Below are 26906 nucleotides of genomic sequence, written 5' to 3' on the forward strand. Positions count from 1 at the left end.
CCTCATAAGGGAAGATTACAGAAGAAGGTGTCAAAAATGGCAAATGAGTTTGAGACAAGAGTATTGCATGGTGACAAAAAAGAGAACAGAGAGATTGCCAGCAAAGTGACGCCGATTTACCAGACGTCCGCATTCACCTTTAAGGACCTTGACGAGCTAGAAGGCTTTTACCAAGGGAATGGCCGATACCTGTATTCACGTACAGGCAACCCGAACACGGACGAGCTTGGTAAAGCTGTAGCCAGGCTAGAAGGCGCGCCGGCGGGTGCAGCTGCGTCCTCTGGGCTTGCAGCCATATTAGCCGGGATTCTCGCAGCTGCAAAGGCAGGCGACCATATTATTGCTGCTGATGATCTGTATGGCGGAAGTTATCATATGCTAAAGGATGAACTAAACGACTTTGGCATTGAGACGAGCTTTGTTTCATTTACAGATTTATCCCAGGTTAAAAAAGAGATTCGGGAGAACACCCGTCTTCTCTATACAGAATCGATTACCAATCCACTGCTGCGTGTTGAAGACCTAAGTGGGGTTATTGAGTTGGCCAGGAAGCAACAATTGCTGACACTGGTTGATAATACGTTTGCAACACCGCTTCATGTTCGCCCCTATGAGCTTGGTGCGGATATGGTTGTTCATAGCTCGACAAAGTACATTGGCGGGCACAGCGATGTTACTTCTGGTGTCATTGTTGGCAGGGAGGATTTGATAGCAAGGGCAAGCGGAAAAATTTCCAATCTCGGCTCCAATTTAAGCCCATTTGAAGCGTGGCTTACCGTCCGCGGCCTTAAGACGTTAGCGCTAAGGATGAGGGTACAGTCGGCGAGCGCCCGCAAGCTTGCACTCGCTCTTAAAGGGAATTCTGGCGTAAAAAGTGTCTATTATCCTTTTGAATACGGTGGAGAGGACGGCTTTGGGGCAATGGTTACAATCGAACTGTCGGAACAGGCCGATATGAACAAATTCTTCCGTGCTTTGTCCTGGATTAAAATAGCTCCAACTCTAGCGGGAGTAGAAACAACAGTTTCTCATCCTGAAGTAACCTCGCACCGGGCACTCTCGCCGGAAGCACGAGCTGCACTGGGTATAAATCGTCAGGTTGTCCGCATTTCTGTTGGCATTGAACACGCCGATGACATTATTGGCCAGTTTGAGAAAGCGATAAGTGAATCAAAGAACTAGTATTCGTCTTATGCACCGGGCATTTATGCCTGGTGCTATTTTTAGTGTGAATGACACTTCGAGAGCAAAACCAGGTTGTTTTGTCATTCATCGAGCTTATGAATGTATAACACTTCGAGATTGGGTGCAGCTCAATTTGTCTTCATATGGGAGACATGGGCTGGAAACATCCTCTATGTTTCAGATCTTTAACAAGAATGGTAAATAAGGAGGGGGTCAGAAAATTTTGAGGAGGCAGCCTATGGCTAACGAAAAAAACGAGATAAAACGCCAAAGAGAAAAATCGGAACGCTTTGAAATTGCGTTCAATCAGATTCACACAGAATTGAAAAAGCTTGGGAACAATGGTGATACAGACCATTTTGTTGAGCTTCTCCATAAAGTGAAAAACCGTCATGCTCCAATCAGACGCTATTTTGATGATTTGAAAAGCTATGCCCGGCTCCGTAACGCACTTGTACATGAGAAGAGCCGCAAAAATTTCTATATTGCCGAGCCTCATACAGAGGTTGTTGAGCAAATTGAGAGCATTGCTGAATTTTTGTCAGTTCCGCCATCAATTTTGACTGTTGCTTCAAAGCCAGTAAAGACCTTTCAGGCAGACGGTGATGTAAGTGAGGCCATCCTGGAAATGGACAAATATGAGTATACTCAATACCCGGTATATGATGGGGACCAATTCAAATTCTTGATGACCGAGAGCGGACTGCGCAAGTTTTTTTCAAGCAGGCTAAAGGAAGCATCAATTGATCTTTCCGGACAAAAAATTGCTGATGTCCAAAAGTATGAAAAGACTAATACAGTTAAAATCGTGTCAAAGGATATAAATATTTTTGAATTAGAAGATTTGTATGAGTCACGTACGGAGAGTGAAAACAAGCTTGAAGCAGTTATCATAACCGAGAACGGCTCCCATAAAGAAAAGCCGGTAGGAATTGTATCTTCCTGGGATTTGATAAAAATGGAGACGGACTGATAGGAAAAGGATAAAAATTCTATGTAAAGCAAAACGGGATCCCGCCTGCCGGTGGAATCCCGTTTATTTTCACCTTCTATCCCTTTGGATTTTCTTTTGGCGGTGATGCAGGGACATCTTTGTTGGCGTGCTCAAGTGCCGAATAATAGGCAACCTTCTTTATATTTACCCCAACGAATGTTTCAATGATGGATTGGCCGCCTGCAATCGCGAATACAAACGCAATGATAAGTGCAAAATCCGGAAACAAAAGATAAGCCCCTCCGAAGAAAATAGCACTCCAAATTCCCGCGCACCAGTAACAGTTAAGCAAATAGCCGAACATATTTTTTGGAACGTTTTTGACTTCGCTCCCATGAGCCGTTTCGATTCGCTTTTTTTTCATAAACGGCTTGCGGAGAAACTCTGTAATTTTGTCAAAAACAATCAAGTGTGTAAGCCGATAGCTGGCGAGTATGAATATGATTAGTTCCAACCATGACAGGTTTCCAAAGTTTTCCATTAATGCGCCTCCTGTGTACCTCTGTTGTATAGTGTGAACTTGGCCTGGTTTTTCATTCTAGTGCGCCTGCTTAACTGTTTCCCTGATGGTGAAAAGAATAATCGTAATCGGGATATTTTTGTGAGAAAAACACCATTAGTTTGGAAGAGGCCATGGTCTGACAATTCACCAGGTTACGGAGCAACATCCTGAACCGAAGCTTTTCGCATATTGGGTCTTCTATGGGGCTGGGTCACACAGTAAATACTCATATCAAATAAGACTTACTGCTGGCACCCTTGGAATTCGACGGGTGCTTTTTTGGAGGATAAAATCCATAGGTCCTGCATGTCCTCAGCCTCAAGTCTTAGTTCAAAATCTGGCTAGGGTTCGTTATGGAAAATCTGCGATAGAGCTAAGATAGAGACATGAAAGGAGAGGAAATGAACATGAAAAAATTTGGGTTACTTGTTGCTGGAGGGATAGCGGCGATTGTATTGCTGTCAACCATCGGGCCGATTGCAGGGATGGCGGTTAGTCTGGCAATCCTGTACTTCGTCATTAAACAATTCCTCAAAACGGATTCCACAATGGGGAAAATCGGACTGGGAATCATCGGCTTAATTGTTTTATCAATCGCCGCAAGCAATGCCCCGGCCATCTTCGGTGTAGCGGCTGCTTATGTGCTGTACCTTGTGTACAAACACTGGAACGGCACAAAGTATGCTGAGCCAGTAAAAACAGAAGCGGGCGATCCATTCGTTAACTTTGAAAGGCAATGGAACGAACTAAACAAAAATTACTAATTAAAGGAGAGACTCGAAATGGCTAACTTATTTACAAAGCTTAAAAACACAGTAATGGCAGACCTTCATGAAGCATTGGACCAAAAGGAAAGGCAGAATCCAGTTGCGATGCTGAACGAGTACCTGCGCCAGTGTGAAAAGGAAACTGAAAAAGTCAGGAATCTTGTAGAGCGCCAGCATGCATTGAAGGAAGAATTCACTCGTGAGTATCACCTTGCTAAGGAAATGGCGGAAAAACGCTCGTCTCAGGCAGATGTAGCCAACCTGGCAGGCGAACAGGAACTTTACGAATTTGCTAACCGTGAACAGATGCAATATACGGAGCGGGCTGTACGCCTGGAAGAAGCAATTGCCCTTGCCAGCCGCCAGTTGAATGAGCTTGAGGCAAAGTATGAGGAAATGAAGCACAAATTGAAGGATATGAACCTGCGCCGCCTGGAATTAATGGGACGGGAAAATATGAGCCGCGCCAATCATCGAATTAATCAGGTCGTCGATACAGGTGAAATTAAATCAGCGAACAAATTCAGGGAAATTGAATCATACCTTGATAATTTGGAGCATGAAGTCAATAGCTCGTATTTCCGCAACACAATTGATGCCAGAATTGCCCAGCTTGAAAAAGATATGAAGAGCAAGGAAATGAAAGACGCTCAGTAAGAAAGGGATGAAAGGGGACTCCTACAGAATGGAGTCTCCTTTTGGCAAACAAAACAAGTGTGTGGAAATCGTTATTTCGAACGAGTCCGCCCTTTAATTTTTTACCGCGGAAATAGTCAAAAGGTTACAGAAGAGAACAAAGTTTTAACCTGTCCCTTCCTGAAAAACCTTGGGAATGATATCCTTGATATGGACTATCATGTGCAGGAATAGCTGCACTTAACTTAATTTTGAAAGCTTTTCACCAAAAGTTAATTGGTGAATTCACTATAGACTGACACCTGTGGGGAGGAAGCAAGATGGATAGAAAAATGACAGGGGATTATATGGGCTGGCTAATCATTGCTGGAGCGATTGTGCTTCTTTTGGAAATTGCCTTTTTTAATAGCGGGCTGTTATTTGCTATCTTCCTCTCGGGTGCAATGATTTATATGGGAAGGAAAAAACGGCACTCGAAGTTCTGGAGGCTGATTTTCTGGATTGGAATTATCATTCTGGTCACGAGCATTATTAATATGATGACATTTAAGCTTATCCTGATTGCGTTGCTGTTATTTGTGCTCACCCAATTTATTCAATCCAAAAAAACGCCAAAGCAAATAAAGCCCGACATCGATCTGTCGGCTGTCACTCCTGAACCCGGCAGACCCCTCATCCGGAGACAGCCGCTTCTCGAGAATGTCATATTTGCATCACAAAAGACTCCTGGCGGGGTATATGACTGGAACGACATCAATATCCAAACAGGCATTGGCGACACTGTAATTGATTTAACTTATACTCTGCTGCCAAAAGGGGAATCAGTGATTTTTGTCCGCAATATTATTGGCAATGTCCGAATCCTTGTGCCTTATGAGCTTGAAGTCAGCGTTCATCATTCTGTGGTCGCCGGCTCAACGACTGTGTTTGAACATGAGGAACCAAAAGTGTTTAATCAGGTTCTTCACATGAAAACGGGAGATTACGATATCGCGAGCCAGAAAGTGAAGATTTTTACTTCACTCGTTGTCGGGAACCTAGAGGTGGCCAGGATATGAGCGCAATTCAACGTCAGGTCCTATGGAGCCTTGGTTTTGCCTTTCTTTTAACAGTGGCCAGCACGGCGGCGTTTTTTGCCGTTTATCCGCTCGATAAATGGTCTTCGTTATGGACAACACATATTCTGGGTATTCCATTCCTCATCTTCACTCCTCTGTTCGGGGGTGTCCTGGGAATGGTTGGCGGATTTGTCTCCGGACAATATTGGAGGTCGCAGTTTGCTTTGGTTGAGCAGTCGCTACGCCAAATTGAGGAAGGCCATTACGCGGAACAGAAGTCAGAGAGCTCGCTGTACGAAATGAGGCAAATTCAGGCCCAAATTGGGCACCTCAATCGCCAGCTAACGGAAAAAGCGAAAATATCCCAGCGACTTGCGACAGAAAAGGCGGAAGTCCAGGAAACGAGAATCCAGGAAATTATTTCACAGGAGCGCAATCGCCTTGCCCGCGAGCTGCACGACTCGGTCAGCCAGCAGCTTTTTGCTGCCTCGATGCTAATGTCGGCGATAACAGAGACAATGCTGGAGAAAGGACCGGAAGCTCAACAGTTAAAGCTAGTGGAGGGAATGATTCACCAGTCGCAAATTGAAATGCGCGCACTCCTCCTTCACTTGAGGCCGGCTGCGTTGAAGGGTAAGACGCTTCAAGAAGGCATAGCTGAACTGATGAGCGAATTGGCCCAAAAGGTTACAATCGAAATTAATTGGAAGGCAGAAAAGTTCCAGATGGATAAAGGGGTCGAGGACCACTTGTTCAGGATCCTTCAGGAATCCGTCTCGAACACGCTTCGCCATGCAAAGGCAAATTCGTTGAGTGTCCTATTAGTTAAACGCGACGGTTTGATCATCCTTCGTGTAACCGATGATGGAGTTGGCTTTGATGAAGAGGACAGGAAGGCGGGCTCATATGGCATGCAAAATATGCATGAGCGGGCACTTGAAATTGGCGGTACATTGAAGATTGTTTCCGTTAAAAATAAAGGGACACGGCTTGAAGTAAAGGTTCCGGCTGTGTCGAATGGGGATGGGGAAAATGATTAAGGTAGTGTTTGTGGATGACCATGAAATGGTGCGGATCGGTGTTTCATCCTATCTTTCAGCCCAGCCTGACATCGAGGTAATCGGCGAGGCTGATAATGGAAAAAAAGGCGTGGAACTTGCCCTTAGCTTAAGGCCGGACATCATCCTCATGGACCTGGTTATGAAGGAAATGGATGGCATCGAGGCGACCAGGCAAATTATCGAGCAATGGCCCGATGCGAAAATCATCATTGTGACAAGTTTTCTTGATGATGAGAAGGTCTACCCAGCTCTCGAGGCAGGGGCGACGAGCTATATGTTGAAAACTTCCAAGGCAAGCGAAATAGCAAACGCAGTCCGTTCTACATACAAGGGGCAGTCAATTCTTGAACCCGAAGTCACCGGAAAAATGATGATGAAAATGCGGCAGAAGAAGGAAATCCTTCCCCATGAAGAACTGACAGAGCGTGAAATGGAAATTCTCCTTCTGATGACTGAAGGCAAAGCGAACCAGGAAATTGCCGACGAGCTGTTCATTGCCTTGAAAACCGTCAAAACGCATGTTAGCAACATCCTATCCAAGCTACAGGTCCAGGACCGGACCCAGGCCGTTATTTACGCATTCAAGCACAATTTGACTAAATAGTAATTATTTCTTATCTTTCAGGGTAACAGCTATTATGACTAAGCCCCTCACCTAAATGAAGGGCTTTTTCTTATCTCTGGCTTCTGGTGTGGGTCTTAATTTTCTCCTTTTCCATTTTCCTTTGAGCTTCAATTTCATCAGCAAAAAAATCTTCGAGGAAGTTTTTATCTCCATAAAGGAGGAGCTGGTCACCTGCCTGGATTTTTTCCTTATAACGGTTATGGCGGAGAATGACATCGCCTCTCCTGATGAAAAGAACATTCATGTCGTCCTCTTCTTTAATTTGTTCTTTTAACGTCTTCCCGATAAAACCCGATTCCTCATGAATATGAATATCTGCAAAGAAATCATCTTCCTCATGCAAAAAAACGTCCTTGATAGGCAGCTCCTCGAGGCTGAAATCCTCCTCCAGCTCTTTGTGGATTTTATCAGAAAGCTTTTTTTGCACTGAAGGAAGCTTGACAATCAACAAGATGGCTGCCAGGATACCCGCAACGATGCCAATTTCCTTGAAGTGAAAGCTCTCCTGAAGAATTCCGCTTATTGCAGAGATAATAACCGCAAGTGAAAAGGCCCCAAAGAATATCAAAAAGGCACCGAGCCGTCTTCGGATTGGATGTGCAATAATTAACTCCGACTCACCTGTCGTAAAGCCGGTCCCTGTTAATATTGATATAACCTGAAAACGCGCAATATGTTTGTCCAGGCCGGTCAGCACAAATAGGGCAGTACACAATTCAACCACCAAGAGAATGATACTGATATATACCGCAATAAATCCATACCCCATGGAAATTCCCCCATTAAATAGGCCGAATACGTGTATTTCTAGCGGCAAAAAGCCTAAAGGAAGATATTCCTTTAGGCCTTATCCTGCTCGTTCTGATTATAGTAATGAACCCCATATTGCGAACCTTCACTGACCATCTTGTTGTCATCGAAATCCATCGGATCTGAAAGACCTGCTTTTGCGACTACCGGTTCGGTGCTTGTCTTTCCAAAAGGGAGTTTGTTTGCAACCGTTTCATACATACCTTTTACATCCATTTTTGAAGGCTTTAACGCATACCAGAGAAGCGCTCCAATTCCGGCTCCTGCGACCAAATATCTTGTATTTGTTTTCACGGCTAAATCCTCTCCTTTATAAAAATTTGTCTCTACTATCTTTCATATCTTGTCTATATTAAATACCCGCCTTTTAAGTTTAAAAACATGTCAATAAAGTAGTACCAGTTTTGAATGGGGGCAAGATGGGGATGGATAAAGTAATACCTTTTTCTTAGGATGTGGAGCGGCATGGTGAAAAAGTTTAATAATTCATGGTACTGGTATGACTTTGAGGATTTTGACTTAGAAGGTTTGCAGGAGATAGCTGCTGAGAAAGCTCAATATGACCTTGATTACTGGATAAAAAAAATCCAGGAAACAAAAACAAATAGTATTGTGATAAATACGTTTAGGCCGGGGGCGGAGTGGGTCGGGGGTTCATTGGTGTTCAGGCAGGACTTATTGGATAAAGATGATAACCACCTTTTCCACTTCTTTGTGGGCGAGGACTTTCTGATTACCTCAAATCTTGAATACAGTCTCCTTGGTAAAAACGATAGCAAATATATTTTAGATGAGCAGATGGAGAATACAGGGAACGCAATTGAGGGCTTTTCAGTTCTCCTTGGTGAAGTGATGACTAGCAGTCTTATTAAAATCGATCCATTTGAAGTAAGGCTGAATAACTTACTTTGGAAAATGAAGGAGCAGAATAGTACCGAGATACTCGAAGAGATTTACCAGTGCAGGCATGAGCTTCTCGTGTTGAAGCATTTGATGATACCAATCAGGGAAATTAGAATAGCGCTGGAGGAGGCCTTCACCGAAAAGATTGCTGATAAGCCGTATTATCAGCGAATTTGCCTGAAAATTGAACGAGGCTTCACCATAGTTAGTGATTATCAGGCAGAGATTGATACCTTAATTAATCTGGAAGAGGTAGTTTCATCACACCGCGGCAATGAGATAATGAAAACACTGACGGTCCTGACAACCTTGTTCACTCCAGCTACTGTACTTGGAGCAATATGGGGAATGAACTTTAAGTATATGCCGGAGCTCGAATGGAAGTATGGTTACCTTTTTTCCTTCGGGGTAATTATCTTTTCTACATTATTACTGTTCGGAATGGTAAAGAGGAAGGGTTGGTCCGGTGATATATTGCGGGGTAAGAAGAAAAATTCGTTTTTTAAATGAGGCAGCTATCCTCACTCAAAAACGATACGTCGAAGTCAGTTCTCCTATAAAAACAAAATAACATAAAAAGAACCCGGCTCAAGCCGGGTTTAACTGTTTCAGAAATGCAGGACGGGGGACCTGCTTTCTTATATCAATAATTAGAAGTTTAGTCATCGCTGCCAAGGATTCCGAAAATCCGCAGGATACTGGTAAACAGGTTAAGGAAGTCAAGATACAGGTTAAGGGCCATCAGCGGCACTTCCTCTGCAGATACTCCGTAATGCTTCATCCTGCTGAAGTCAAATAATACATAACCACTGAAAACAAGAACTCCTATGAACGAAAAGGCAAGCATCCCTGTCGAGCTAAGCGGCCAGATGATATTGAAGATGGAAATCGCAATCAGAGCAAGAAGGGCTGCGACGAGCATCCCGCCCATCCAGGAAAAATTGCGCTTCGATTTAGTTGCGTAAACACCAATGCCGGTAAACACGACTGTGGTTGTAGCTAGCGCCAAAAGAACGGTGTTTCCGCCTGATGCTGCTGCATAATAGGCAACCACTGGATACGTCGTAATCCCTGAGATAAACGTGAAGGTATAAAGGAATGTATATGATATCAGCTTTTTTCTTCGAATCAAGAACGCAAACAGCAGCATGCCAAGTTCAACGAACACAAGCGGCATGAACAGTGCAGGCGGAACAAACATGCCTGCAATGGAGCCAAGGAATGCAAACGCAATCGACATGGCAAAAGTCCTCATCACGGACGGTAAATATTCTGTACTTGTTTGAGCGTACATATAAAAGGTCACCTCTGGATTTGTAGTAAAGTGTTTTACGAACAACTATATGAAAGGTTTCAACCTTTTAATCGTTTTTTTTAAAAATTACGTCCACACTATTCTAGTCCGCGTTTCCCTGATTGCTCCTTCAAAAGGTCTCTAATTTCGGTCAGAAGCTCCTCAGACCGGTCGATTTTCTCAACAACTTTCTCTTCTTCTTTCCTTTTAAATCGGTTAATGAATTTGATAAACATGAAGATGGAAAAGGCGACGATCAGGAAATCAAAGACAGTCTGCAGGAACTGTCCATAAAGCACTACAGCTTTGCCAACTTGAATCTTCAGACCGGTAAATTTAATGCCGCCCATCAAGATACCAAGCACGGGCGTAAGGACATCTTGTACAAGAGAAGTAACAATTTTACCAAAGGCTGTACCAAGGATGACCCCGACTGCCAAATCAATGACATTCCCCTTCATTGCAAACTTCTTAAACTCTTGTAAAAATTGACTCATCTGGTATTCCCCCAATTATAAATAAAGCTATAAAATACTCTATCAATAGTATCGATAAAAGTCACTGCAATTTGTTGGCAAAGAGAAATAGGTGGTAAATGGCATTGTCATATATCTACACAAAACGTTCATAAAAAATCAATTGCCGTGACGCTCCAGGGAGAGTACATTTATTTTCGGAATGCATTTCATCTTTAGGAGAAAGCACAATGGACACTGTGATATTTACGATTTTCATATATATTGGTATCATTGCCGCTGCGGTGTCGGGGGCATTGACCGGAATTAAGAAGAGGCTCGACCTTTTTGGCATAGTCTCGTTGGCTGTTGCAACTGCTCTAGGCGGGGGGATTATCCGCGACGTATTGATTGGTCAGTTTCCGCCAGTAGCCTTTTCATCACCGTACTGGTTTCTGGCAAGTGTTGCCGCCGCAATTACTACTATTCTTTTTTATAAAAATACAATCAGGCTGAAAAACACAATTATGGTCTCGGACGCCATTGGCCTTGGCGTTTTCACTGGGCTTGGTGCGGATGCCGCTCTTTCTATTCCTGGTGCAGGGATGTTCCTTGTCCTGTCGATGGGCCTTGCCACCGGAATAGGAGGCGGCATTGCTCGCGATATTTTTACAAAAGAAATTCCTTTCGTGTTCAGGCGGGAGATCTATGCGGTAGCCTCCATAGCAGGGGCGTTCATTTACTGCATGCTGGACGGTCATGTTCCGGATGCAGTTGCTTTTTATAGTTGTCTGGCTGTCACGTTTACGATAAGAGTCGTTTCAGTATACTATCAAGTCAATTTCCCTACCTTCAGAAAAGGTGAGGTCCGGACCTGGAAAAAGGCGGCATAAATTATTTTTACAAAGGCCATCCAGCATAAGGATGGCCTTTTCATATATTCAAAAGGAAATCGATAGTTTCCTATCGAATTGTTTACTAGTAAGTTTTTTAAGGGGGAGATGGATATGAGCAAGGTTCAGGAAAGTAAGCTGCAACAGGCAAGGGAATACATAGCGACACAAGGAAGGGATTTGGAACTAGCCCGCTTTGATTTTCTTTTTCAAAATGGAAGTAGGGAAGAAGTTATCGAGCAGTTGAAACATTATCAAAATGAAGATGGCGGTTTTGGGCATGGAATTGAACCAGATTTCTGGCTGCCAGCTTCTTCTGCCATCGGAACTTGGACAGCAGGGCAGATTTTATTTGAAATTGGGGCAGATCGGGATGAGCCGGTTGTGAGTAGGATGCTGGATTATCTCGTAAAAACCGCCGATACTGACACCGGAATGTGGGAAACAGTCCAGCCTGCAAACAATGAATATCCACACGCTCCATGGTGGCACTGGCAGGAGAGGGCACAGGACAATTGGATGTTCAACCCTGGTGCGGAACTCGCTGCGTTCCTGGTACATTGGTCAGAGGCTGGAAGTGAGGCCGCACAAACCGGATGGGACAGCATTGAAAAAGCAGTCAGTTATTTAATGGAACAATCCGAAATGGACTGGCATGAGATTAATAATTTTCTTCAAATGATAAAAATCCTCAGCCCGCAGGAACAGGAGTTTAATTTAAAGCTACCGTTTTCGTTAAATAGCGTTACCGAAAAGGTGCTTTCCCTGGCAGAACAGGCAGTGGACCGAAACGTTTCCGAATGGGGAAAAGGCTATAAACCACTGCCGCTTGATTTCATAGACACACCGGAAAGCCCGCTTTGTGAGCGGTTCGGAACACTTGTCGAGCAGAACTTGTCGCATTATCTTGAGGCGATGGATGAAGACGGTGTCTGGGATATTACCTGGAGCTGGGGTATGTACCCCGAGGAGGCGGAAACAGCAAAACGGCATTGGAAAGGGATACTGGCTGTCAGGAGATACAAGCTTTTTAAGGCATTCGGCTATTTGTGAAATGGAAAAAAGCACTGGATTCCTGAAGAGGAGTCCAATGCTTTTCATGCTTGGCTTCAGTATTCAAATTTAAACGGACGTTTGATTAAATTTGCTTAAACCCGCGCAGGGCTTAGATTGCCCAGTTGCCGGAGCGGAAGACTGGCACTCGTGTACCGTCTTCGGAAATGCCGTCGATGTCCATTTCAGCAGAGCCAATCATGAAGTCGACATGGGTCAGGCTGTCGTTCAGACCTGCCGCGTCAAGCTGCTCCCGGGTCATTGTCTTGCCGCCTTCGAGACAGAAAGCATAAGCAGCCCCGATTGCAAGGTGGTTTGAGGCATTCTCATCGAACAATGTATTGTAGAACAAAACATTCGAGTTTGAAATTGGTGAGTCGTGCGGTACGAGCGCCACTTCACCTAGATAGTGAGAGCCTTCGTCGGTTTCGACTAGCTGGCGAAGAATTTCCTCGCCTTCTTCCGCTTTTACATCAACAATTCGGCCTTCCTGGAAGGTAACGCTGAATTTGTCGATGATATTGCCGCCGTATGAAAGCGGCTTGGTCGAAGAGACAACGCCATTCACACCTGTTTTTAAAGGAACGGTGAACACTTCCTCAGTAGGCATGTTCGCCATAAACTCGTGGCCCTGTTCATTCGTGCTGCCTGCTCCCACCCAAAGATGGCCTTGTGGCAGCTCAATAATCAAATCAGTTCCTGGAGCTTTATAATGAAGGAACTTAAAGCGTCGTTCATTCAATACATGAACCTTTGCGTGCAATGTCTGGTCATGCTGCTTCCACGCGAGTACCGGATCTTCAGCATCGACACGGACAGAAGCAAAGATGGCATCCCAAAGTTTGCTGACCTGCTCGGATTCTGGGACATCCGGGAAAACCTTTGCAGCCCATTCCGCGGAAGGAACCGCAATAACAGTCCAGCTGAATTTATCTGCCTGCATCATCTGGCGGTAACGGGATAGAGCTTTGCCGGCAGACTTTTGGAAGTTGGCAATTCGATGCGGGTTAACGCCTTTCAGCAAGTCTGGTGAAGAAGACACTATTGACATCAACGCCGCGCCATTTTCTGCCAGTTCCTCAGACTCCTTTGCGCGCCATTTCGGGTATTCGTTGAATGCTTCTTCAGGAGCAAGTTCATATTTCGTGCGGGATACTTTATCGTCCGTCCAGTTGACAACAACATTGTGCGCACCCGCTTCGTACGCTTTTTTGACAGCGAGCCTGACGAACTCGACTGCATCAAGCGTACAATTGATAACAAGAGTTTGCCCAGGCTGAATATTAACACCAACCTTCACGGCAAGCTCTGCATACTTCTCCAATCTCGTTTTAAAATCACTCATCCTATGTACCTCTTTTCCAATTTCGTCCTCTACAGTTTAGCGCGTTTTTAGGTAAAAAAGAAATAATAACTGCTGAGATTTCAGAAAAAAGGACAGCAGGCTAAGCCTACTGTCCGATATCATTATAAAGCTTTACGTTTAGGAAAACACCCCAGGAAAATAACGCTACAAATGTTATGATTCCAGACAAAGAGGTCGGCGACATCCAATCCATCATTTTCACCATCCCAATATTGAAATCTACCTTTAATAGCAGTATACGCTCATGTTTCAAGTGATACAACTGAAAGTTCACAAAGTTTTCAAAAAAGCCAGTTGACGAATGTTTTTCTTCCATAATCGCATGAATCCAAAGCTCTTTTATCCACTGGTATTAGGACGAAACATAAAAAAGATGCTTAGCAGCGGCTAAGCATCTTTTATTGATAAGTCTAACGGGGCTCACATAGAAAATACATGGCGGGCGAGCTTCTCGATCAAACCAGGCAATGTTACAAAGGAATAATTCAGCTCCAGACGCTCCGTTTTTTGATGGGGATCTGCACCGTATGGCCCAAGGTTGAAAACGGGCATCCTTAATTGATCGATCAACTCAAATGGGATGCTATAGCCATGTTTATACAGAGGCATATTCCCAATAAGCAGCTGCGTATCCTTTTTTGAAACCGATGACGTAGCATAACTCAAATCACACAATCCAGGGAAGAATCCCCGTTCAACAAGCTCTGGCTGTTCCTTTTTCAAAAAATCGCCCAAGGAACGGATGGTTTCATGGAATCTCGACGAAACCGCCGGATAAAAAGGCGGACTGAAATAAAAGACGATGAATGGTTTTGATTCAACGTAGGCGGAAAACTCCTGAACAATACGCAGGCTCCTGCCGCGCTCATCCTCCCCGGCACTTGCCTTAAGTGCATATGTTAGCAATTCTTCCGCCCGGGAGGCACCAATGCTTTCCTTTACTTTTAAAAAAAGATCCGCCCACGCGAGCACTGGAATATCAAAAGGAAGTCCGGCAACGCCCGCAGCTTCCGCTTTGCTGCGGTAATGACAAAGAACATGTTTGGCAGCCTGTTCTGCTTTTTCAAGCGACCTGGCAACAATTTCTTCCGGAGTCTGCTCCATATAAAGAAGATTGAACATGGCAACCGCCGAAGTCGGAGTCTGGACATTGTAGCTTTCCTTTAAATCACGCAGCATCAAATTGGTGGGCGGAGGAGTTTTCTCCACCCCAACCTCCTCTAGAAAATCGTTGCTCAGTTCAAACTCCATGGTTAGTGCTGCGGCTAGGAGCGATGCGTTGAGCCCGGCGAATGGTTCACCTCCATGTGTCTCCTGGCCTACACAAAAGAATGTCGGCATCATTTTGCCAATTGTGCCGGTGTACATATATTTGGTTGTATCGAGCGGATGCTCCTTGAACGATGGCTCGGAATTGAGGCAAAGCTCGTATTCCAGGCAAAGCTCCTCCTGGAGGCGTACCATTTCCTCGACAGCGGCAAGCATCCCTCTTGAGCCGACTTCCTCATCGGAAACCGTGACCATAAGCAAATTCCCATCAATTTCACCGTAAGAAGACTTCTCCAATAAAGATATCTGGGCAACGAGTCCGGCCTTCATATCCATCGTCCCGCGGCCAAATACCCAGTCACCTTTCTCAAGCTCAGCTCGGGCAGCCTCTGTCAGCATCTCGGGCTCTTCTCTGAAGCGATTGGTCAGCCTTTCGGTTGAAAAGGCATCCTCTTTTAGCTGGCCGTAATCTTCGACGCCTACTACATCAAAATGGCTGATCATCACAATGGTCTTTTTAGTGTCCGGTTTTTCAACGAATGCGGTCAGGAAAGACGCCCCCGGTGATTTATGAACCTGTAAATGATGGCTGTTTTTTTGAAAATAAGGAAGTGACTTTAATTCAAGGGCGAGCAAGTCCGGGAATAGCAGTTCCGACTCGGAACCGGTGATGCTCGGAATGCTGACAAGGCGTGCCAGCAGCTCTGCCATTTGTTTTTTTGTCTGCCAATGCATACGAATTTCCTCCGGTTATATATAGTAAAAAGGCGCACACTATAGCTTTGCTGAACCTGCGTGTGCACCATCATGTTATTATTCAATTCCATTAATGCATAACCTGCTTTTTTTTTAAAAAATCTCTAAGCCAGAGACCTCTGTTTATAGTAGGTCTTGAAGGTAATCCAGTAAATCCATCCGCTTACTAAGGAAAGGAGCGCGAGTATGATAAAGGTCCACTCGTATCCAACCCAGCCGGACAACGGAATCGAAATGGGTGCGATTGTCTTGGCTATAGTAAAACGAAGGCTGGCTGCTGCGAAATACTGGCCGCGCAAGTGTTCGGGAGCAAGGTTGGAGACGAAGCTTTGCTGGATCCCTACCGATACTAGCTCCCCGAATGTAAAAATCGCCATTGCGATAATAAGCCCCCAAATCCATGTTGTCTGGCCAAATATATAAATCCCAACTGCATACAGGACCGCCGAGGCGATGAAGACATCGCGTTCCTTGAATTTCACCATCCATCGTGTAATGACCACTGTCAATAAGACAACAAGCAGGCCGTTTTCCGCGAGAACCAGTCCAAAGGCGCGGTCACCATCAATATCGAACGACCAGCTGCCGAAACTGAAGAGATTCTGGTTGTTGACCATCTCACTCATATACACCGGAAATAGAAGGTCGAGCTGCATGAATGTCTGTCCAAGCACAATTCCTGCAATGATGAACAGGAGAAAGGTCCGGTCCTTTATAATTACTGTATAATCCATAAACTGGTCCCTGAGCACATGATACCATCTTAAGTTGTCCGCTGTTCTGGAGGCAGCAACTGATGCCGGCAGCGTTTCCCGCACCCATTTCCCAAGAATGAACGCCAGCGCGAAACCGATTAGCCCAGAGACAACCAGCAGTTGAGACGGATAGTCGATGTAAAAAATTGAACCCAGAATGGGCCCGACAACGACCGAAATATTGGTTGATGTATAAAAAACAGCAAAAACACTGCTGCGGTTCTTTTCGTCGACAAGATCAGCAACCATTGCCTGACTGGCCGGCCAGTAAATTGAAATAAACATGCCAGCAACAGTGAAACAAATGAACCCGAGCATCGGGGAATCAAGCCATGGCGACTGAGCAATTCCGAATAGAAGATAAGATATCCCCTGGCCGGCAGCTGCAACAACCATCATTCTCTTGCGGCCAAACCGATCTGCGCAATAGCCGCCTAGTAAATTCGCAAACACCGAAAAAACCTGTGAAAAAATTAACAGCAGTCCCGCATTTGTTTTTCCAAACTCCCCAGCAAAATAAATCGTCAAGAACGGAAAAAACATCCAGAACGTAGTATTCAATAACGCCTCCGACACAAGCCGGATCCGCAAATTCGCATCCCAATCCCTTAATCGCATATAAAAAAACTCCATTTCTCTGTTTAAGCAATAACCTCCTTATCATACTACCGGCGAGGAATAATTTACAATAACTGTACCACCAAAATGTCACAGCCACGCACCTTTAATCGTCATGAGAATGAACAATAAAAGGAGGCTGTGAAGAATGCATAAATGGGACGTAGTGATAATTGGTGGAGGCTTAGCAGGCTATGTTGCAAGCAATTACCTGGCACAGAGCAGATTATCAGTCTTAATGCTGGAGAAAGGGAAACAAGTTGGCGGAAGGGCAAGGACAACGAAAATTAAAGGACAGTATTTTAACCTTGGTCCCCATGCTCTTTATAAAAAAGGAAAAGCACGGGCCATTCTCGAAGAATTAGGTATCCAGCTTGATGGAAAGCAGCCCAAACCGGATGGCATTTTAACTGGAGACAACCATGAATTCATTGCTCCTTTTTCTGCATTAGGAACGTTAACGACACGTTATTTGAATTGGAAGGAAAAGGTGGAGTGGTTAGCGGTTTTATTGGAAATTATTCGTGTTGATGTGCAAAAAATAGCTGAGCTTACATTCTGCCAATGGGTTACACAAACAGCCCGTTCCAAAAAGGTCCAATCGCTTTTATTCGTACTTGGAAGGCTTTCGGTTTATTGCCATGCCCCGGAACGAGTAGGCGCTGCAGTGATATTGTCGCATTTGAAGAGTGTCTTGGGAGGTGTTTTTTATCTCAATGGAGGATGGCAGACAATTATTGACCAACTTCACAACCAAGCGGTCATCACAGGTGTCCAAGTACGGACGCATAAGACTGTAGAGCAAATCATACCGACTTCAACTGATTCTTTAAAAGTTGTCCTTTCAGACGGTGAGGAGATCCTGGGCAGAAATGTGATTTATACAGCTGGACCCCAGGAATTAGCTGGGATTCTGGGTAAGGGCGAGGGTGCCTTCTTCAGGAATATGATTCCGGTAAAAGGAGCCACCTTGGATATAGCGTTAACAAAGCTTCCAAGGCCAGAGAAACTGTTTGCTATGGACATAAGGAAGCCTTTTTATATGTCGGTCCATTCAGCCTACGCCAGACTTTCTGAAGACAAAGATAATAGTGTTTTGCATGTATTTAAATACTTCCATCCGGACGAGAAGATTGATGGACATAAAGTTAAAGAGGAGCTGGAACAGTTTCTTGAGGGAATTCAGCCAGGTTGGAAAAACTATGTGATTACAAGCCGGTACATGCCCCAAATTACAGTAAATCACCGGCTTCCCCAGATTGGTGATGAGCTTCAGTTAGGCAGTTCTACTACAGAAATTCCAGGATTATATATAGCAGGAGACTGGGCATGTCCCGATTTAATATTGGCAGATGGGGCAGCAAGCAGCGCAAAACGGGCAGCTGCTGAAATCATCAAAAATCGAATGGGGTGAGGTCATGCAAATAAGTAATGAAGAGTATCTACAACTAAAGCCTTTGTTGTTTTCTATAGGTTACCGGATGCTGGGTTCAGTTACAGAGTCCGAAGATATTGTTCATGAAACCTTTCTAAAAGCCTATCAAATCAACGAGGAAAAAATTGAAAATAAGAAATCATATCTTTGTAAAATGCTGACCAATCGCTGCCTTGATGTTTTAAAGTCCGCGCGAATCAAACGAGAGCAATACATTGGACCATGGAACCCGGAGCCACTTTTGATTGAAGCATCACAGGAAGTGAACCCATCGGATGTACTGCTTCAGAAAGAGGGATTAAGCATCGCCTACCTGCGGATGATGGAGCATTTATCCCCAGATGAACGCGCAATCCTCTTGTTAAAGGAGGTATTTGGCCTCCAATATACGGAAATTGCCAATATGGTTGAAAAGAAGGAGGAAAACTGCCGGAAGATTTTCAGTCGAGCGAAGCGGAAAATTTCAGCTGTCGAAGGAGAAAGTCTTGATTATACGAAGAACAGGAAAATCGTAGACGGCTTTATTAAAGCATTTCAATTTCAGAATTTGGCTGCGATACTGGAGCTGGTTTCTGAACATGTCACCCTGTACTCGGATGGAGGCGGAATTGTTAAGGCAGCAATCCGGCCTATTGTATCCCGAGCAAACGTAATAGCTTTCTTAAGCGGCATCGTTAGCAAAGCTCAAGGAGAATTTAAAATTGATGTGAAAAATATCAATGGCCAGCCAGCAATCATTGTTTTTATGCAGGGTACGATTCAAAGTATTATGAGCTTTTATATCACCCATGACAAAATAAACGAAATCTATATTGTGATGAATCCTGAAAAGTTAGCCTCCATTCGAAAACATTTTAAAGATGTTCAAGACTAAAAGTATTAGATTGCGCTACAGATTTCACCACACTTTATGACTAAGACAACGCGAGGCTATAGTAGTATTTCACTAGAAGTACTCGGAGACTTACTAGTAAATCAGCAAGGAAAACTAGTAGTACTCAGAGTAGTACTAGAAGTACTACGGAGTTTGGTCACACTTTATTACTAAGACAACGCTCAGCTATAACGATTTTTCACTAGTAATACTCGGAGATTTACTAGTAAAGCGGCGTGCAAAACTAGTAGTACTCAGAGTAGTACTAGAAGTACTACGGAGTTTAGCCACACTTTATTACTAAGACAACACTCTGCTATAGCAATTTTCCACTAGTAGTACTCGGAGGCTTACTAGTGAAACAGCAAGGAAAACTAGTAGTACAGAATTTTTAACAGCAAATAAGCGGGCCGCGGCCCGCTTCATTCACTTTCACTTAATCTTTTTTCTCCAGCGCCTGCTTAAGCAAATCGCCCAAACTGGTGCCGAAGTCTTCCTTCGGAGGTGCGTATTTTTGCACGAGGCGCTTTTCCTCACGCTTGTTGACAGCTTTCTTTCGTTCTTCTGCCTTTTCCACCACGTTGCAGGTGCGGCACTGGAAGTAGGTGCCGGCTTTGCCATTGTGGATTTCCATCTTTTTATGGCACTGCGGACAGCGGCGGTTTGACAGCTTGGCATCCTTGCGCTTCCGGTAGGAGCACTCGGGGCTTGAGCACACGAGGATTTTGCCGTCCTTTGTAGTGCGCTCCTTAAGAAACTCGCCGCACTCAGGACACTTGGAACCAGTCAGGTTTGGCGGGCGGTACGTTTTGTCACTGGTCTTAATTTCGTTAACCAGGCGAGCCGTCTGTTCACGGATCCGCTTGCCAAACGCCTTCGGATCTCCTTTGCCTTTGGCAATTTTCTCAAGCTCTTCTTCCCACTTTGCAGTAAGCTCTGGGGACTTTAAATCATCATTGACAAGCTCGATTAGCTGCTTGCCCTTTTTCGTAGGGTGGAAGCGCCCGTTCTGGCGCTCAACAACTTCCGTTTCAACAAGGCGCTCTATGATTTCGGCGCGGGTTGCCGGGGTGCCTAGTCCGAATTTTTCCATCTGCCCCAGTATATCGGACTCAGAATAACGGGAAGGCGGCTCGGTCCATTTCTGGTTCGTGTTCGCCGAAGACACCGTTAGCGCCTGGCCGGCTTTAAGGGCGGCGACTGCTGGTTTTAAGGCAACAGATTCTTCTTTGCCCTGGACCTTTTTGAAGCCAGGTTCTATTGTGACGGTTTCGCGAGTCGAAAAGATTTCGCCTTCAGTTTTCACTTCGAATGAAACCGTTTCGTATTCATAAGCAGGATAAAAGAGCGTCAGGAAGCGGCGCACAATCAGATCGTAGATTTTACGTTCGTCCGTATCGAGTTCAGACAAATTTGGCCGCTCCTCGGTCGGGATGATTGCGTGGTGGTCTGTAACCTTTGCATTATTGAAAACGCGCTTCCCAAGGACAGTGCTTTTACCTAAAACAGGTTTCACCTCATCACGGTAAGCGTTAGCCAGTGCGCCAAGCCGGTCGGCCATCGTCGCTTCCATGTCTGTTGTCAGGTAGCAGGAATCCGTACGAGGATAGGTAACTAATTTATACTGCTCATACAAACGCTGCAAGGTATTCAGTGTCTTTTTAGCAGAAAAACCAAACCGCTTATTTGCGTCCCGCTGTAACTCAGTCAGGTCGTAGGGAAGAGGCTGCGGCTCGGATTTCGTCTTGCGGTCAATTTTTGAGACAACCGCCTTACCATCCTTAACCTTGCGCACAACATCCTCTGCCTTTGCCTTATCAAAAAGACGCTTCTCTCCATTTTTTTCCCACTCAAGCGACAATGGGCCGGCAGACATAGAAATCGTCCAATATTCTTTAGGCTGGAACTTCTGGATTTGGTCCTCGCGATCCAGAACCATTGCAAGAGTTGGTGTCTGGACTCGTCCGGCAGAAAGGGGATCGCGGTATTTTGTCGTTAGCGCGCGGGTCACATTCAACCCAATCAGCCAGTCAGCCTCGGCCCGGCATACAGCGGATTGGTACAGGTTTTCGAATTGTGAACCTGGCTTCAATTGGCGGAATCCATCACGAATAGCCTTGTCGGTCTGCGAGGAAATCCACAGACGCTTAATCGGCTTTTTCCAATTAAGCCTATCGAGAATCCAGCGTGCGACTAGCTCACCTTCACGGCCGGCATCTGTTGCGATGATAACTTCGCCGATGTCCTTCCGGTTAGCCAGCCCTTCGATTGCGCGGAATTGGTGGCTCGTCTGCTTCATGACCTTAATCCCCATCTTGTCGGGAATAATCGGCAGGTCTTCGAGAGTCCAGACCTTGTACTTAGTTGCATAGTTTTCGGGCATCTTTAGCTCAATAAGGTGGCCAAGCGCCCACGTGACTATATATTTATCGCCTTCTATATAACTTTTGGAAGTATTGCGGCATCCGAGTACTCGTGCAATCTCACGGGCAACACTCGGTTTTTCGGCAAGAACCAATGATTTCACAGCATTCAATCCTTTCATTCAGGCAATTAGATTAAGCCTCTTACCAGTATAACGGAATTAGCCTGACTTTTGAATTCAGGGGTTCACGCAATAAAGAAGAAACCTCCTCCCAGAGGGGAAGAGGATTATTTTTCAAAAAATACAATTGAATCGACATTGTCAAGCCACTTCTCCGCTTGCGATCCGTCTGGGTTTGCACGCCAAAGTGTCCTGCCTTTGTCAAGGATTGACTCTCCTCTTAACCAGACTAGTTTGCCGGCAGTCGATACGAATTGCGGAGCATAGTCGCCGTATCGGGATGGGGGGCTTGTAAGCTTTGTTTGCGTGCCAGTCGGTATATCAATGGAGTATAGGACAGGAAGAGGATGCTTGCTGAAGTCATTGGACCATTCCTGTTCCCGGATCCGGGCTGCAACTAGTGACTTGTTGTCAATCCAGTCGAAATCAATATCCGCATAATCAGAAGGAGTGAGCGTCACGGAGGCCGGCATTTCGCGAACTTTCAGATCTTTATTTTTAAAACCGAAAACAATCCTGCCGCCGCCTGCGATATAGGCAATTGTATCTTCGGAAGGAGCCCATTTTGGTGCACCGACCTCAAAAATAATTTCATCCAGGACGGTGAACCTTTTTCCATCACTGTCAATTACGCAAACCATATTACTGTCCATCGACCAGGATGCTGTTGGTGAGACGATAAAAGAAATCCATTTCCCGCTTGGGGAGTATGTAAGCTGGCTAAGAAATACTGCAATCAACTGGTTATCTTTAGTGGTACCAATCTCTTTTGGGAGCTGGAAGAACGGTTCCACTCCGCCGAAGAGAATGACATCTTTATAATTGCCGGCAAGCTTCTTTTTAAACAGCGTCGCACTTGACCAACCATCCGGCCGCAGGGTACCCGAAGCGGAAAGAAGAAAGCCGTTCCCATCAGGAAACCAAGTGTAGTCTTCTACTCCGGTGGCAATATTATAAAATCCTTTTAAATCTGATATATCCAGGATTCCTCCATCCTTGAAGGCAAGCTCGTTTTTCCTTGGAGCCCATTTTGGATAGTGACCATTATGAAAGACCTTCTTCTTTTCACCTGTTGCAATCTCATAAACCCATAGTTCTGACTGCTCGCCATTCTGTTTGAATTCGGCAGGTGCCGATTCTTGATAGGCTAGCAAGTTTCCGTCACTGGACCACACAGGCTTTGCCTGAATTTTACCAGAGGAGGTAACCTGTTTCTCTTTCCCGCCAATAAGAACCCATAGATTGCCATAACGGATAAAGGCGGCCTTTACTCTGGTTAATGGGGCTGTTGAAGGTGCGGACCTTGTATCCGAGGATGTGGATGGTTCCAAATTCTGCTCGGAGGCAGAGGATGGCCCAGGATTAAGTTTTTTAGCGGAGGAAGGGTCAGAATTAAGGTTTGAGGCATCGGAAGGTTCCATATCGGCCTCCGAGGTTTTAGACGGGTTGGGTGTAAGGAGCCTGGAATCTGACTTGGTGCCAGCCTCGTTCATAGAGTCTGTTGAAAGAGCAGGAGACTCTAGCAAGGTTGAATTGCCGGAATTCGAAACTTTCCCTGTTGCCGAAGAAGAGGATACCGGCACGCACAACATACATGTAGCGAGTAGCATAAGCAAGTATTTTTTCATACAACCAACTCCTTTCCTGCTTAATTTGTTCCGTACGCAGGCTTTTATGTCCGAAAAGTAAACTTTCCCAGCCATTGACAGTATTTCGTATCGGGCATACAATAAAGATAATTATCGTTATTTTCTGATAAACTGAAACCAGGTCGATGATTGTTAACCGCCCGTTTATGCGGGAAAAATAAGGATGATTCCGATGAATATAAAACAAACAGCAATGATAAATAAGAGGCTGGACCCTGAATCGTAACCGATTTGGAGTCCAGCCTCTTTCTTTATTCTGCTAAATTGGTAGAGGTGAAAACAATGATACTGTTAACGGGTAATACGCTAACCCTAAATGAAGTGAAGGAAGTCCTGTATAAGGGCGCCAAAATCTGTGCATCTGACGAGAGTATGGCTGGTGTTGTGAAAAGCAGGGAGGCTGTCGAACGGATTGTTGCTGAGAAAAAGGTTGTATATGGCATCAATACAGGCTTTGGGAAATTCAGTGATGTTCTAATTGATTCTGCCCATGTCCGTGACCTCCAGCTCAACCTAATACGCTCACATGCATGCGGGATTGGGGAGCCTTTCCCGGAGGTCGTCTCAAAGGCGATGGTCCTTCTTAGGGCGAATGCGCTTTTGAAGGGGTTTTCCGGTGTCCGGCCAGTCGTTATTGAACGGCTGATCGAACTGGTTAATGCAAATATTATCCCAGTGATTCCCCAGCAAGGCTCACTTGGAGCAAGCGGTGACCTTGCCCCGCTTTCCCATTTAGCACTTGTTCTCATTGGTGAGGGAGAGGTCTTTTATAAGGGTGCCCGGATGGATGCTGCAACGGCACTTCAGCAGGAATCGATTTTGCCAATAACGCTGGAAGCCAAAGAAGGGTTAGCGCTTATTAATGGGACTCAGGCAATGACAGCGATGGGGGCAGTCGGTTATATTGAAGCCGAGCAGCTTGCCTACCAGGCCGAGCTGATAGCAAGTCTTACCATTGAAGGCCTTACTGGCATTATCGATGCCTTCGCAGATGAAATTCACCAGGCTCGAGGATATTCCCAGCAAATTGCGACAGCAGCCAGGATTCGCAATTATTTACGCGATAGCAAGCTGACATCGAGGCAGGGAGAACTGCGCGTGCAGGACGCCTACAGCATCCGCTGCATTCCGCAGGTGCACGGGGCATCTTGGCAGGCTCTTGAATATGTACGTGAGAAGCTTGAAATCGAGATTAATGCAGCAACTGATAATCCGCTAATTTTCCATGACGGCAGTATGGTGGTATCGGGCGGAAATTTCCATGGCCAGCCAATTGCCTTTGCGATGGATTTTATGAAAATCGCCGCCGCAGAACTTGCCAATATATCCGAACGAAGAATTGAACGGCTTGTCAATCCACAGCTGAATGATCTGCCGCCTTTTCTAAGTCCGGAGCCAGGCCTTCAGTCAGGGGCGATGATCATGCAATATGCAGCCGCCTCTCTTGTTTCGGAAAATAAAACGCTCGCCCACCCTGCAAGTGTTGATTCGATCCCGTCCTCAGCCAATCAGGAGGACCATGTGTCAATGGGCACAATTGCAGCAAGGCATGCCTGGCAAATCATTCAGAATGTAAGGCGTGTACTAGCCATTGAACTTATCTGCGCGCTTCAGGCAGCAGAGTTCCGCGGGAAGGAAATGCTTTCGTCGGCAACCGCTAACTTGTTTGAAGAAGCACGGAAGATTGTCCCGGCGATTACTCAGGATCGTATTTTTTCCAAGGATATCGAAGCCGCCGCAAGCTGGCTGAAGGAGCTTGAAATTGCCCGGTTGGTCTTGCCGAAGGAAGAGCAAGTTTAGAGTCAAGGACTCATAAAACAAAAAAAGAATTCGGAGTCATGTCTCCGAACTCAGTATATACCATTAGTGAAATCTGTTGCCGTCACCTTGCTCGACACGATTTTTAAAGGCTTCGCGCACAACAAGGAACTCCTCATCGCCAATTGCTTCTTTTGTATGCTTTTCAGTCAAGGTATCCTTAGGAAAGTTTCCAGGATGCCCTTTCTTTTTATGCTCAAAATTTTGGCCGCGGCTCATTAATCGCACTCCTTTCAAAATAGCTTCCGGTCTAGTTTCCCCGAACCTCTTTCAATTATGAGAAGTGAGTGCTTCTGGCAAATTTGAATTAACTAGGCCGGGATAGTGAAAAATGATATACTGTACTTGAAGCAGCCTATAGTGAAGACCTTAGACCTTTTAAGGAGGAGCTGGAGTGGATTTTTTCCAAATCATTTCGGAGGACCGGATTAAGAAGGCTTATGAAAAAGGTGAGTTTGAAAATTTGCCCGGTTATGGCAAGCCGCTGCCAAAGGATGACCTGTCAGGGGTACCGGAAGAGCTCAGAGTGGCATATCGCATGATGAAGAACGCTGGCTATACGGAAGAGGAATCAACGCTGCGGCGGGAAATGGCCTCTATTGAAGGATTGATTGCTCGTTGCACTGACGATGAAGAGCGAGCTGCTTTACAAAGAAAACTGAATCAGAAAATGCTCCGTTTTAACAGTGTTATGTCAAAACGCGGCGGTAAGACGAATTCTTCAATGTTTAAAAACTACACAGAAAAGGTTATGAAAAAATTGACCTGACTATAAAGAGAGGGACCAGCCAAAACCAGGCTGGTCCTTTTGAGATTTTATTATGTTAAACATCGTTCTTAGCTGGCATTCCATGGTCCATTTGGTCAACCGATTCCACGGCAACACTTGCTTCCATGGGGACTGCTTTTGGCTTCAATAACCGATCGAGCCAAAATCCGAAAAAAATCATAAATGCAATCGGAATCGTATAATTTAATATATGAATGAGCGTCAAGCCAAACCCTCCTCCACATAATTCGATTAATCCTCTTTATTATGTTGTTTATATTATATTCATTTAGTTGGCTGAAATCAAACAATAATTCTAAATTTTCAAACTACTAATTAAAATAGGTATTTAGTATGGTTATTCTCCTCCCGCCTATAATTGGACATAGGGCAAAAGGGGGGAGTATAATGGCGGAAAGGAGGTGAAATTGCGTTTTTTGCAGTTAAGTCCCCAACTACTTTATCATTAAATATTTTCTTATAGCCACTGGCTCACCTTTTGATACCCCATGTTCTTTCCACCAATGATACCTGCAAGGTCACTTCTCCCATTTAGTGAAGATTTTCTACAAATTGATAACAAATAAAACGCAAATTTCTCGGCTTGTTTGGCAGTAAAGTTACAAGTACCGCTAAAACACAGAATAGTTTGAAAATTAATTGGCGATTTTTGTATATAATTGGAAAAAGATTAATGGATTTTTTGCTGTTTTACAGACAAAAAACAACACCATACTACTAAAGAACTATTTATAATAGTGCCTAGAGCTACTACTTAAGTATGCGTCCGTGGTAATAGAAACAGACAGCCTTGAC

27 protein-coding genes are annotated in these 26906 nt (G+C 44.9%); 14 read left to right on the plus strand and 13 right to left on the minus strand.

Going from position 1 to position 26906, the window contains the following annotated elements; all coding sequences use genetic code 11:
• Positions 1 to 36: 36 nt before the first annotated feature.
• Positions 37 to 1182, plus strand: a complete 1146-nt coding sequence (locus tag TY16_RS07950; RefSeq protein ID WP_043931314.1) for a trans-sulfuration enzyme family protein — start codon at positions 37 to 39, stop codon at positions 1180 to 1182.
• Positions 1183 to 1423: 241 nt separating this feature from the next.
• Positions 1424 to 2158 carry a CBS domain-containing protein gene (locus TY16_RS07955; protein WP_043931315.1) on the plus strand — a complete coding sequence of 245 codons (735 nt, stop codon included), beginning with the start codon at positions 1424 to 1426 and terminating at the stop codon, positions 2156 to 2158.
• A gap of 76 nt (positions 2159 to 2234) precedes the next feature.
• Here the strand turns inward: TY16_RS07955 and TY16_RS07960 are convergent, their stop codons facing one another.
• Positions 2235 to 2660, minus strand: a complete 426-nt coding sequence (locus tag TY16_RS07960) for a DUF1360 domain-containing protein (protein WP_043931316.1) — start codon at positions 2658 to 2660, stop codon at positions 2235 to 2237.
• Positions 2661 to 3088: 428 nt separating this feature from the next.
• Here TY16_RS07960 and TY16_RS07965 point away from each other — a divergent pair, with 428 nt between their 5' ends.
• From TY16_RS07965 to TY16_RS07985, 5 genes are all read left to right on the plus strand, one after another.
• Complete coding sequence (locus TY16_RS07965; RefSeq protein WP_043931317.1) at positions 3089 to 3445, plus strand: lmo0954 family membrane protein; 357 nt, start codon at positions 3089 to 3091, stop codon at positions 3443 to 3445.
• A gap of 18 nt (positions 3446 to 3463) precedes the next feature.
• Positions 3464 to 4105: a PspA/IM30 family protein gene (locus tag TY16_RS07970; protein WP_043931318.1), complete on the plus strand. Its 642-nt coding sequence runs from the start codon at positions 3464 to 3466 to the stop codon at positions 4103 to 4105.
• Between the two features lie 299 nt (positions 4106 to 4404).
• Positions 4405 to 5142, plus strand: a complete 738-nt coding sequence (liaF, locus tag TY16_RS07975; protein WP_043931319.1) for a cell wall-active antibiotics response protein LiaF — start codon at positions 4405 to 4407, stop codon at positions 5140 to 5142.
• A complete protein-coding gene (locus TY16_RS07980) occupies positions 5139 to 6182 on the plus strand; it encodes a sensor histidine kinase (protein WP_043931321.1) in 1044 nt (347 codons plus the stop codon). The genes liaF and TY16_RS07980 overlap by 4 nt, the downstream gene beginning before the upstream one ends.
• Positions 6175 to 6807 carry a response regulator transcription factor gene (locus tag TY16_RS07985; RefSeq protein WP_043931322.1) on the plus strand — a complete coding sequence of 211 codons (633 nt, stop codon included), beginning with the start codon at positions 6175 to 6177 and terminating at the stop codon, positions 6805 to 6807. Before TY16_RS07980 ends, TY16_RS07985 begins: the two co-directional genes overlap by 8 nt.
• Before the next feature lie 70 nt (positions 6808 to 6877).
• Here the strand turns inward: TY16_RS07985 and TY16_RS07990 are convergent, their stop codons facing one another.
• Both TY16_RS07990 and TY16_RS07995 read right to left on the minus strand, forming a co-directional pair.
• Positions 6878 to 7597 (minus strand): TrkA C-terminal domain-containing protein, encoded by a 720-nt coding sequence (locus tag TY16_RS07990; protein ID WP_043931323.1) that lies wholly within the window; start codon positions 7595 to 7597, stop codon positions 6878 to 6880.
• Positions 7598 to 7668: 71 nt separating this feature from the next.
• On the minus strand, positions 7669 to 7932 hold the full coding sequence (locus TY16_RS07995) for a hypothetical protein (RefSeq protein WP_043931324.1): 264 nt from the start codon (positions 7930 to 7932) through the stop codon (positions 7669 to 7671).
• 171 nt (positions 7933 to 8103) lie between these two features.
• Between TY16_RS07995 and TY16_RS08000 the strand changes: the two genes are divergently transcribed.
• Entirely contained in the window at positions 8104 to 9051 is a 948-nt protein-coding gene (locus tag TY16_RS08000; protein WP_043931326.1) for a magnesium transporter CorA family protein, read from the plus strand.
• 148 nt (positions 9052 to 9199) lie between these two features.
• On the opposite strand, the gene TY16_RS08005 is transcribed toward TY16_RS08000, so the two are convergent.
• Both TY16_RS08005 and mscL read right to left on the minus strand, forming a co-directional pair.
• Positions 9200 to 9835 (minus strand): Bax inhibitor-1/YccA family protein, encoded by a 636-nt coding sequence (locus TY16_RS08005; RefSeq protein WP_043931327.1) that lies wholly within the window; start codon positions 9833 to 9835, stop codon positions 9200 to 9202.
• A gap of 98 nt (positions 9836 to 9933) precedes the next feature.
• Complete coding sequence (gene mscL, locus TY16_RS08010) at positions 9934 to 10332, minus strand: large-conductance mechanosensitive channel protein MscL (protein WP_043931328.1); 399 nt, start codon at positions 10330 to 10332, stop codon at positions 9934 to 9936.
• A 209-nt stretch (positions 10333 to 10541) separates the two neighbouring features.
• Between mscL and TY16_RS08015 the strand changes: the two genes are divergently transcribed.
• The gene (locus tag TY16_RS08015; protein ID WP_043931329.1) at positions 10542 to 11183 is read left to right on the plus strand and encodes a trimeric intracellular cation channel family protein; all 642 of its coding nucleotides are present in this window, start codon (positions 10542 to 10544) and stop codon (positions 11181 to 11183) included.
• A gap of 114 nt (positions 11184 to 11297) precedes the next feature.
• The gene (locus TY16_RS08020; protein WP_043931330.1) at positions 11298 to 12236 is read left to right on the plus strand and encodes a hypothetical protein; all 939 of its coding nucleotides are present in this window, start codon (positions 11298 to 11300) and stop codon (positions 12234 to 12236) included.
• 112 nt (positions 12237 to 12348) lie between these two features.
• On the opposite strand, the gene TY16_RS08025 is transcribed toward TY16_RS08020, so the two are convergent.
• The 4 genes from TY16_RS08025 to TY16_RS08040 all read right to left on the minus strand — a co-directional run bounded on the left by TY16_RS08025 (position 12349) and on the right by TY16_RS08040 (position 17000).
• Positions 12349 to 13581, minus strand: coding sequence for an aminopeptidase (locus TY16_RS08025; protein ID WP_043931331.1), 1233 nt, complete (start codon positions 13579 to 13581; stop codon positions 12349 to 12351).
• A gap of 106 nt (positions 13582 to 13687) precedes the next feature.
• Positions 13688 to 13918 carry a hypothetical protein gene (locus TY16_RS08030; protein ID WP_043931332.1) on the minus strand — a complete coding sequence of 77 codons (231 nt, stop codon included), beginning with the start codon at positions 13916 to 13918 and terminating at the stop codon, positions 13688 to 13690.
• Between the two features lie 104 nt (positions 13919 to 14022).
• Positions 14023 to 15606: a M20/M25/M40 family metallo-hydrolase gene (locus TY16_RS08035; RefSeq protein ID WP_043931333.1), complete on the minus strand. Its 1584-nt coding sequence runs from the start codon at positions 15604 to 15606 to the stop codon at positions 14023 to 14025.
• A gap of 125 nt (positions 15607 to 15731) precedes the next feature.
• Positions 15732 to 17000 carry an MDR family MFS transporter gene (locus tag TY16_RS08040; RefSeq protein ID WP_043934592.1) on the minus strand — a complete coding sequence of 423 codons (1269 nt, stop codon included), beginning with the start codon at positions 16998 to 17000 and terminating at the stop codon, positions 15732 to 15734.
• Positions 17001 to 17148: 148 nt separating this feature from the next.
• Between TY16_RS08040 and TY16_RS08045 the strand changes: the two genes are divergently transcribed.
• Both TY16_RS08045 and TY16_RS08050 read left to right on the plus strand, forming a co-directional pair.
• The gene (locus TY16_RS08045) at positions 17149 to 18414 is read left to right on the plus strand and encodes a phytoene desaturase family protein (RefSeq protein WP_043931335.1); all 1266 of its coding nucleotides are present in this window, start codon (positions 17149 to 17151) and stop codon (positions 18412 to 18414) included.
• A gap of 4 nt (positions 18415 to 18418) precedes the next feature.
• Entirely contained in the window at positions 18419 to 19309 is an 891-nt protein-coding gene (locus TY16_RS08050) for an RNA polymerase sigma-70 factor (RefSeq protein ID WP_043934593.1), read from the plus strand.
• A 436-nt stretch (positions 19310 to 19745) separates the two neighbouring features.
• On the opposite strand, the gene TY16_RS08055 is transcribed toward TY16_RS08050, so the two are convergent.
• A complete protein-coding gene (locus TY16_RS08055; RefSeq protein WP_043934594.1) occupies positions 19746 to 21836 on the minus strand; it encodes a DNA topoisomerase III in 2091 nt (696 codons plus the stop codon).
• Between the two features lie 125 nt (positions 21837 to 21961).
• On the minus strand, positions 21962 to 23482 hold the full coding sequence (locus tag TY16_RS08060; protein WP_052342650.1) for a hypothetical protein: 1521 nt from the start codon (positions 23480 to 23482) through the stop codon (positions 21962 to 21964).
• A gap of 303 nt (positions 23483 to 23785) precedes the next feature.
• On the opposite strand from TY16_RS08060, the gene hutH reads away from it, so the two are divergent.
• Entirely contained in the window at positions 23786 to 25303 is a 1518-nt protein-coding gene (gene hutH / locus TY16_RS08065) for a histidine ammonia-lyase (protein WP_043931336.1), read from the plus strand.
• Between the two features lie 63 nt (positions 25304 to 25366).
• Here the strand turns inward: hutH and TY16_RS26535 are convergent, their stop codons facing one another.
• Positions 25367 to 25540: a hypothetical protein gene (locus tag TY16_RS26535; protein WP_197028371.1), complete on the minus strand. Its 174-nt coding sequence runs from the start codon at positions 25538 to 25540 to the stop codon at positions 25367 to 25369.
• A gap of 175 nt (positions 25541 to 25715) precedes the next feature.
• Here TY16_RS26535 and TY16_RS08070 point away from each other — a divergent pair, with 175 nt between their 5' ends.
• Complete coding sequence (locus TY16_RS08070) at positions 25716 to 26090, plus strand: J-domain-containing protein (protein ID WP_043931337.1); 375 nt, start codon at positions 25716 to 25718, stop codon at positions 26088 to 26090.
• A gap of 55 nt (positions 26091 to 26145) precedes the next feature.
• Here the strand turns inward: TY16_RS08070 and TY16_RS26115 are convergent, their stop codons facing one another.
• Entirely contained in the window at positions 26146 to 26316 is a 171-nt protein-coding gene (locus TY16_RS26115) for a hypothetical protein (RefSeq protein WP_155922191.1), read from the minus strand.
• Positions 26317 to 26906 lie beyond the last annotated feature (590 nt).

It is taken from the genome of Bacillus sp. EB01, assembly GCF_000613125.1.
Taxonomy (GTDB): Bacteria; Bacillota; Bacilli; order Bacillales; family Cytobacillaceae; genus Bacillus_D.

Coding starts and splice junctions, on each gene's coding strand:
- mscL (WP_043931328.1), bottom strand. CDS start 10,332: ATGAGTCAATTTTTACAAGAGTTTAAGAAGTTTGCAATGAAGGGGAAT.
- TY16_RS08050 (WP_043934593.1), top strand. CDS start 18,419: ATGCAAATAAGTAATGAAGAGTATCTACAACTAAAGCCTTTGTTGTTT.
- TY16_RS08000 (WP_043931326.1), top strand. CDS start 8,104: ATGGTGAAAAAGTTTAATAATTCATGGTACTGGTATGACTTTGAGGAT.
- TY16_RS07985 (WP_043931322.1), top strand. CDS start 6,175: ATGATTAAGGTAGTGTTTGTGGATGACCATGAAATGGTGCGGATCGGT.
- TY16_RS08060 (WP_052342650.1), bottom strand. CDS start 23,482: ATGAAAAAATACTTGCTTATGCTACTCGCTACATGTATGTTGTGCGTG.
- TY16_RS07970 (WP_043931318.1), top strand. CDS start 3,464: ATGGCTAACTTATTTACAAAGCTTAAAAACACAGTAATGGCAGACCTT.
- TY16_RS08025 (WP_043931331.1), bottom strand. CDS start 13,581: ATGAGTGATTTTAAAACGAGATTGGAGAAGTATGCAGAGCTTGCCGTG.
- hutH (WP_043931336.1), top strand. CDS start 23,786: ATGATACTGTTAACGGGTAATACGCTAACCCTAAATGAAGTGAAGGAA.
- liaF (WP_043931319.1), top strand. CDS start 4,405: ATGGATAGAAAAATGACAGGGGATTATATGGGCTGGCTAATCATTGCT.
- TY16_RS08040 (WP_043934592.1), bottom strand. CDS start 17,000: ATGCGATTAAGGGATTGGGATGCGAATTTGCGGATCCGGCTTGTGTCG.
- TY16_RS07980 (WP_043931321.1), top strand. CDS start 5,139: ATGAGCGCAATTCAACGTCAGGTCCTATGGAGCCTTGGTTTTGCCTTT.
- TY16_RS08045 (WP_043931335.1), top strand. CDS start 17,149: ATGCATAAATGGGACGTAGTGATAATTGGTGGAGGCTTAGCAGGCTAT.
- TY16_RS07955 (WP_043931315.1), top strand. CDS start 1,424: ATGGCTAACGAAAAAAACGAGATAAAACGCCAAAGAGAAAAATCGGAA.
- TY16_RS07965 (WP_043931317.1), top strand. CDS start 3,089: ATGAAAAAATTTGGGTTACTTGTTGCTGGAGGGATAGCGGCGATTGTA.
- TY16_RS08020 (WP_043931330.1), top strand. CDS start 11,298: ATGAGCAAGGTTCAGGAAAGTAAGCTGCAACAGGCAAGGGAATACATA.
- TY16_RS08030 (WP_043931332.1), bottom strand. CDS start 13,918: ATGGAAGAAAAACATTCGTCAACTGGCTTTTTTGAAAACTTTGTGAAC.
- TY16_RS07960 (WP_043931316.1), bottom strand. CDS start 2,660: ATGGAAAACTTTGGAAACCTGTCATGGTTGGAACTAATCATATTCATA.
- TY16_RS08035 (WP_043931333.1), bottom strand. CDS start 15,606: ATGCATTGGCAGACAAAAAAACAAATGGCAGAGCTGCTGGCACGCCTT.
- TY16_RS08015 (WP_043931329.1), top strand. CDS start 10,542: ATGGACACTGTGATATTTACGATTTTCATATATATTGGTATCATTGCC.
- TY16_RS26535 (WP_197028371.1), bottom strand. CDS start 25,540: ATGAGCCGCGGCCAAAATTTTGAGCATAAAAAGAAAGGGCATCCTGGA.
- TY16_RS07950 (WP_043931314.1), top strand. CDS start 37: ATGGCAAATGAGTTTGAGACAAGAGTATTGCATGGTGACAAAAAAGAG.
- TY16_RS08005 (WP_043931327.1), bottom strand. CDS start 9,835: ATGTACGCTCAAACAAGTACAGAATATTTACCGTCCGTGATGAGGACT.
- TY16_RS07990 (WP_043931323.1), bottom strand. CDS start 7,597: ATGGGGTATGGATTTATTGCGGTATATATCAGTATCATTCTCTTGGTG.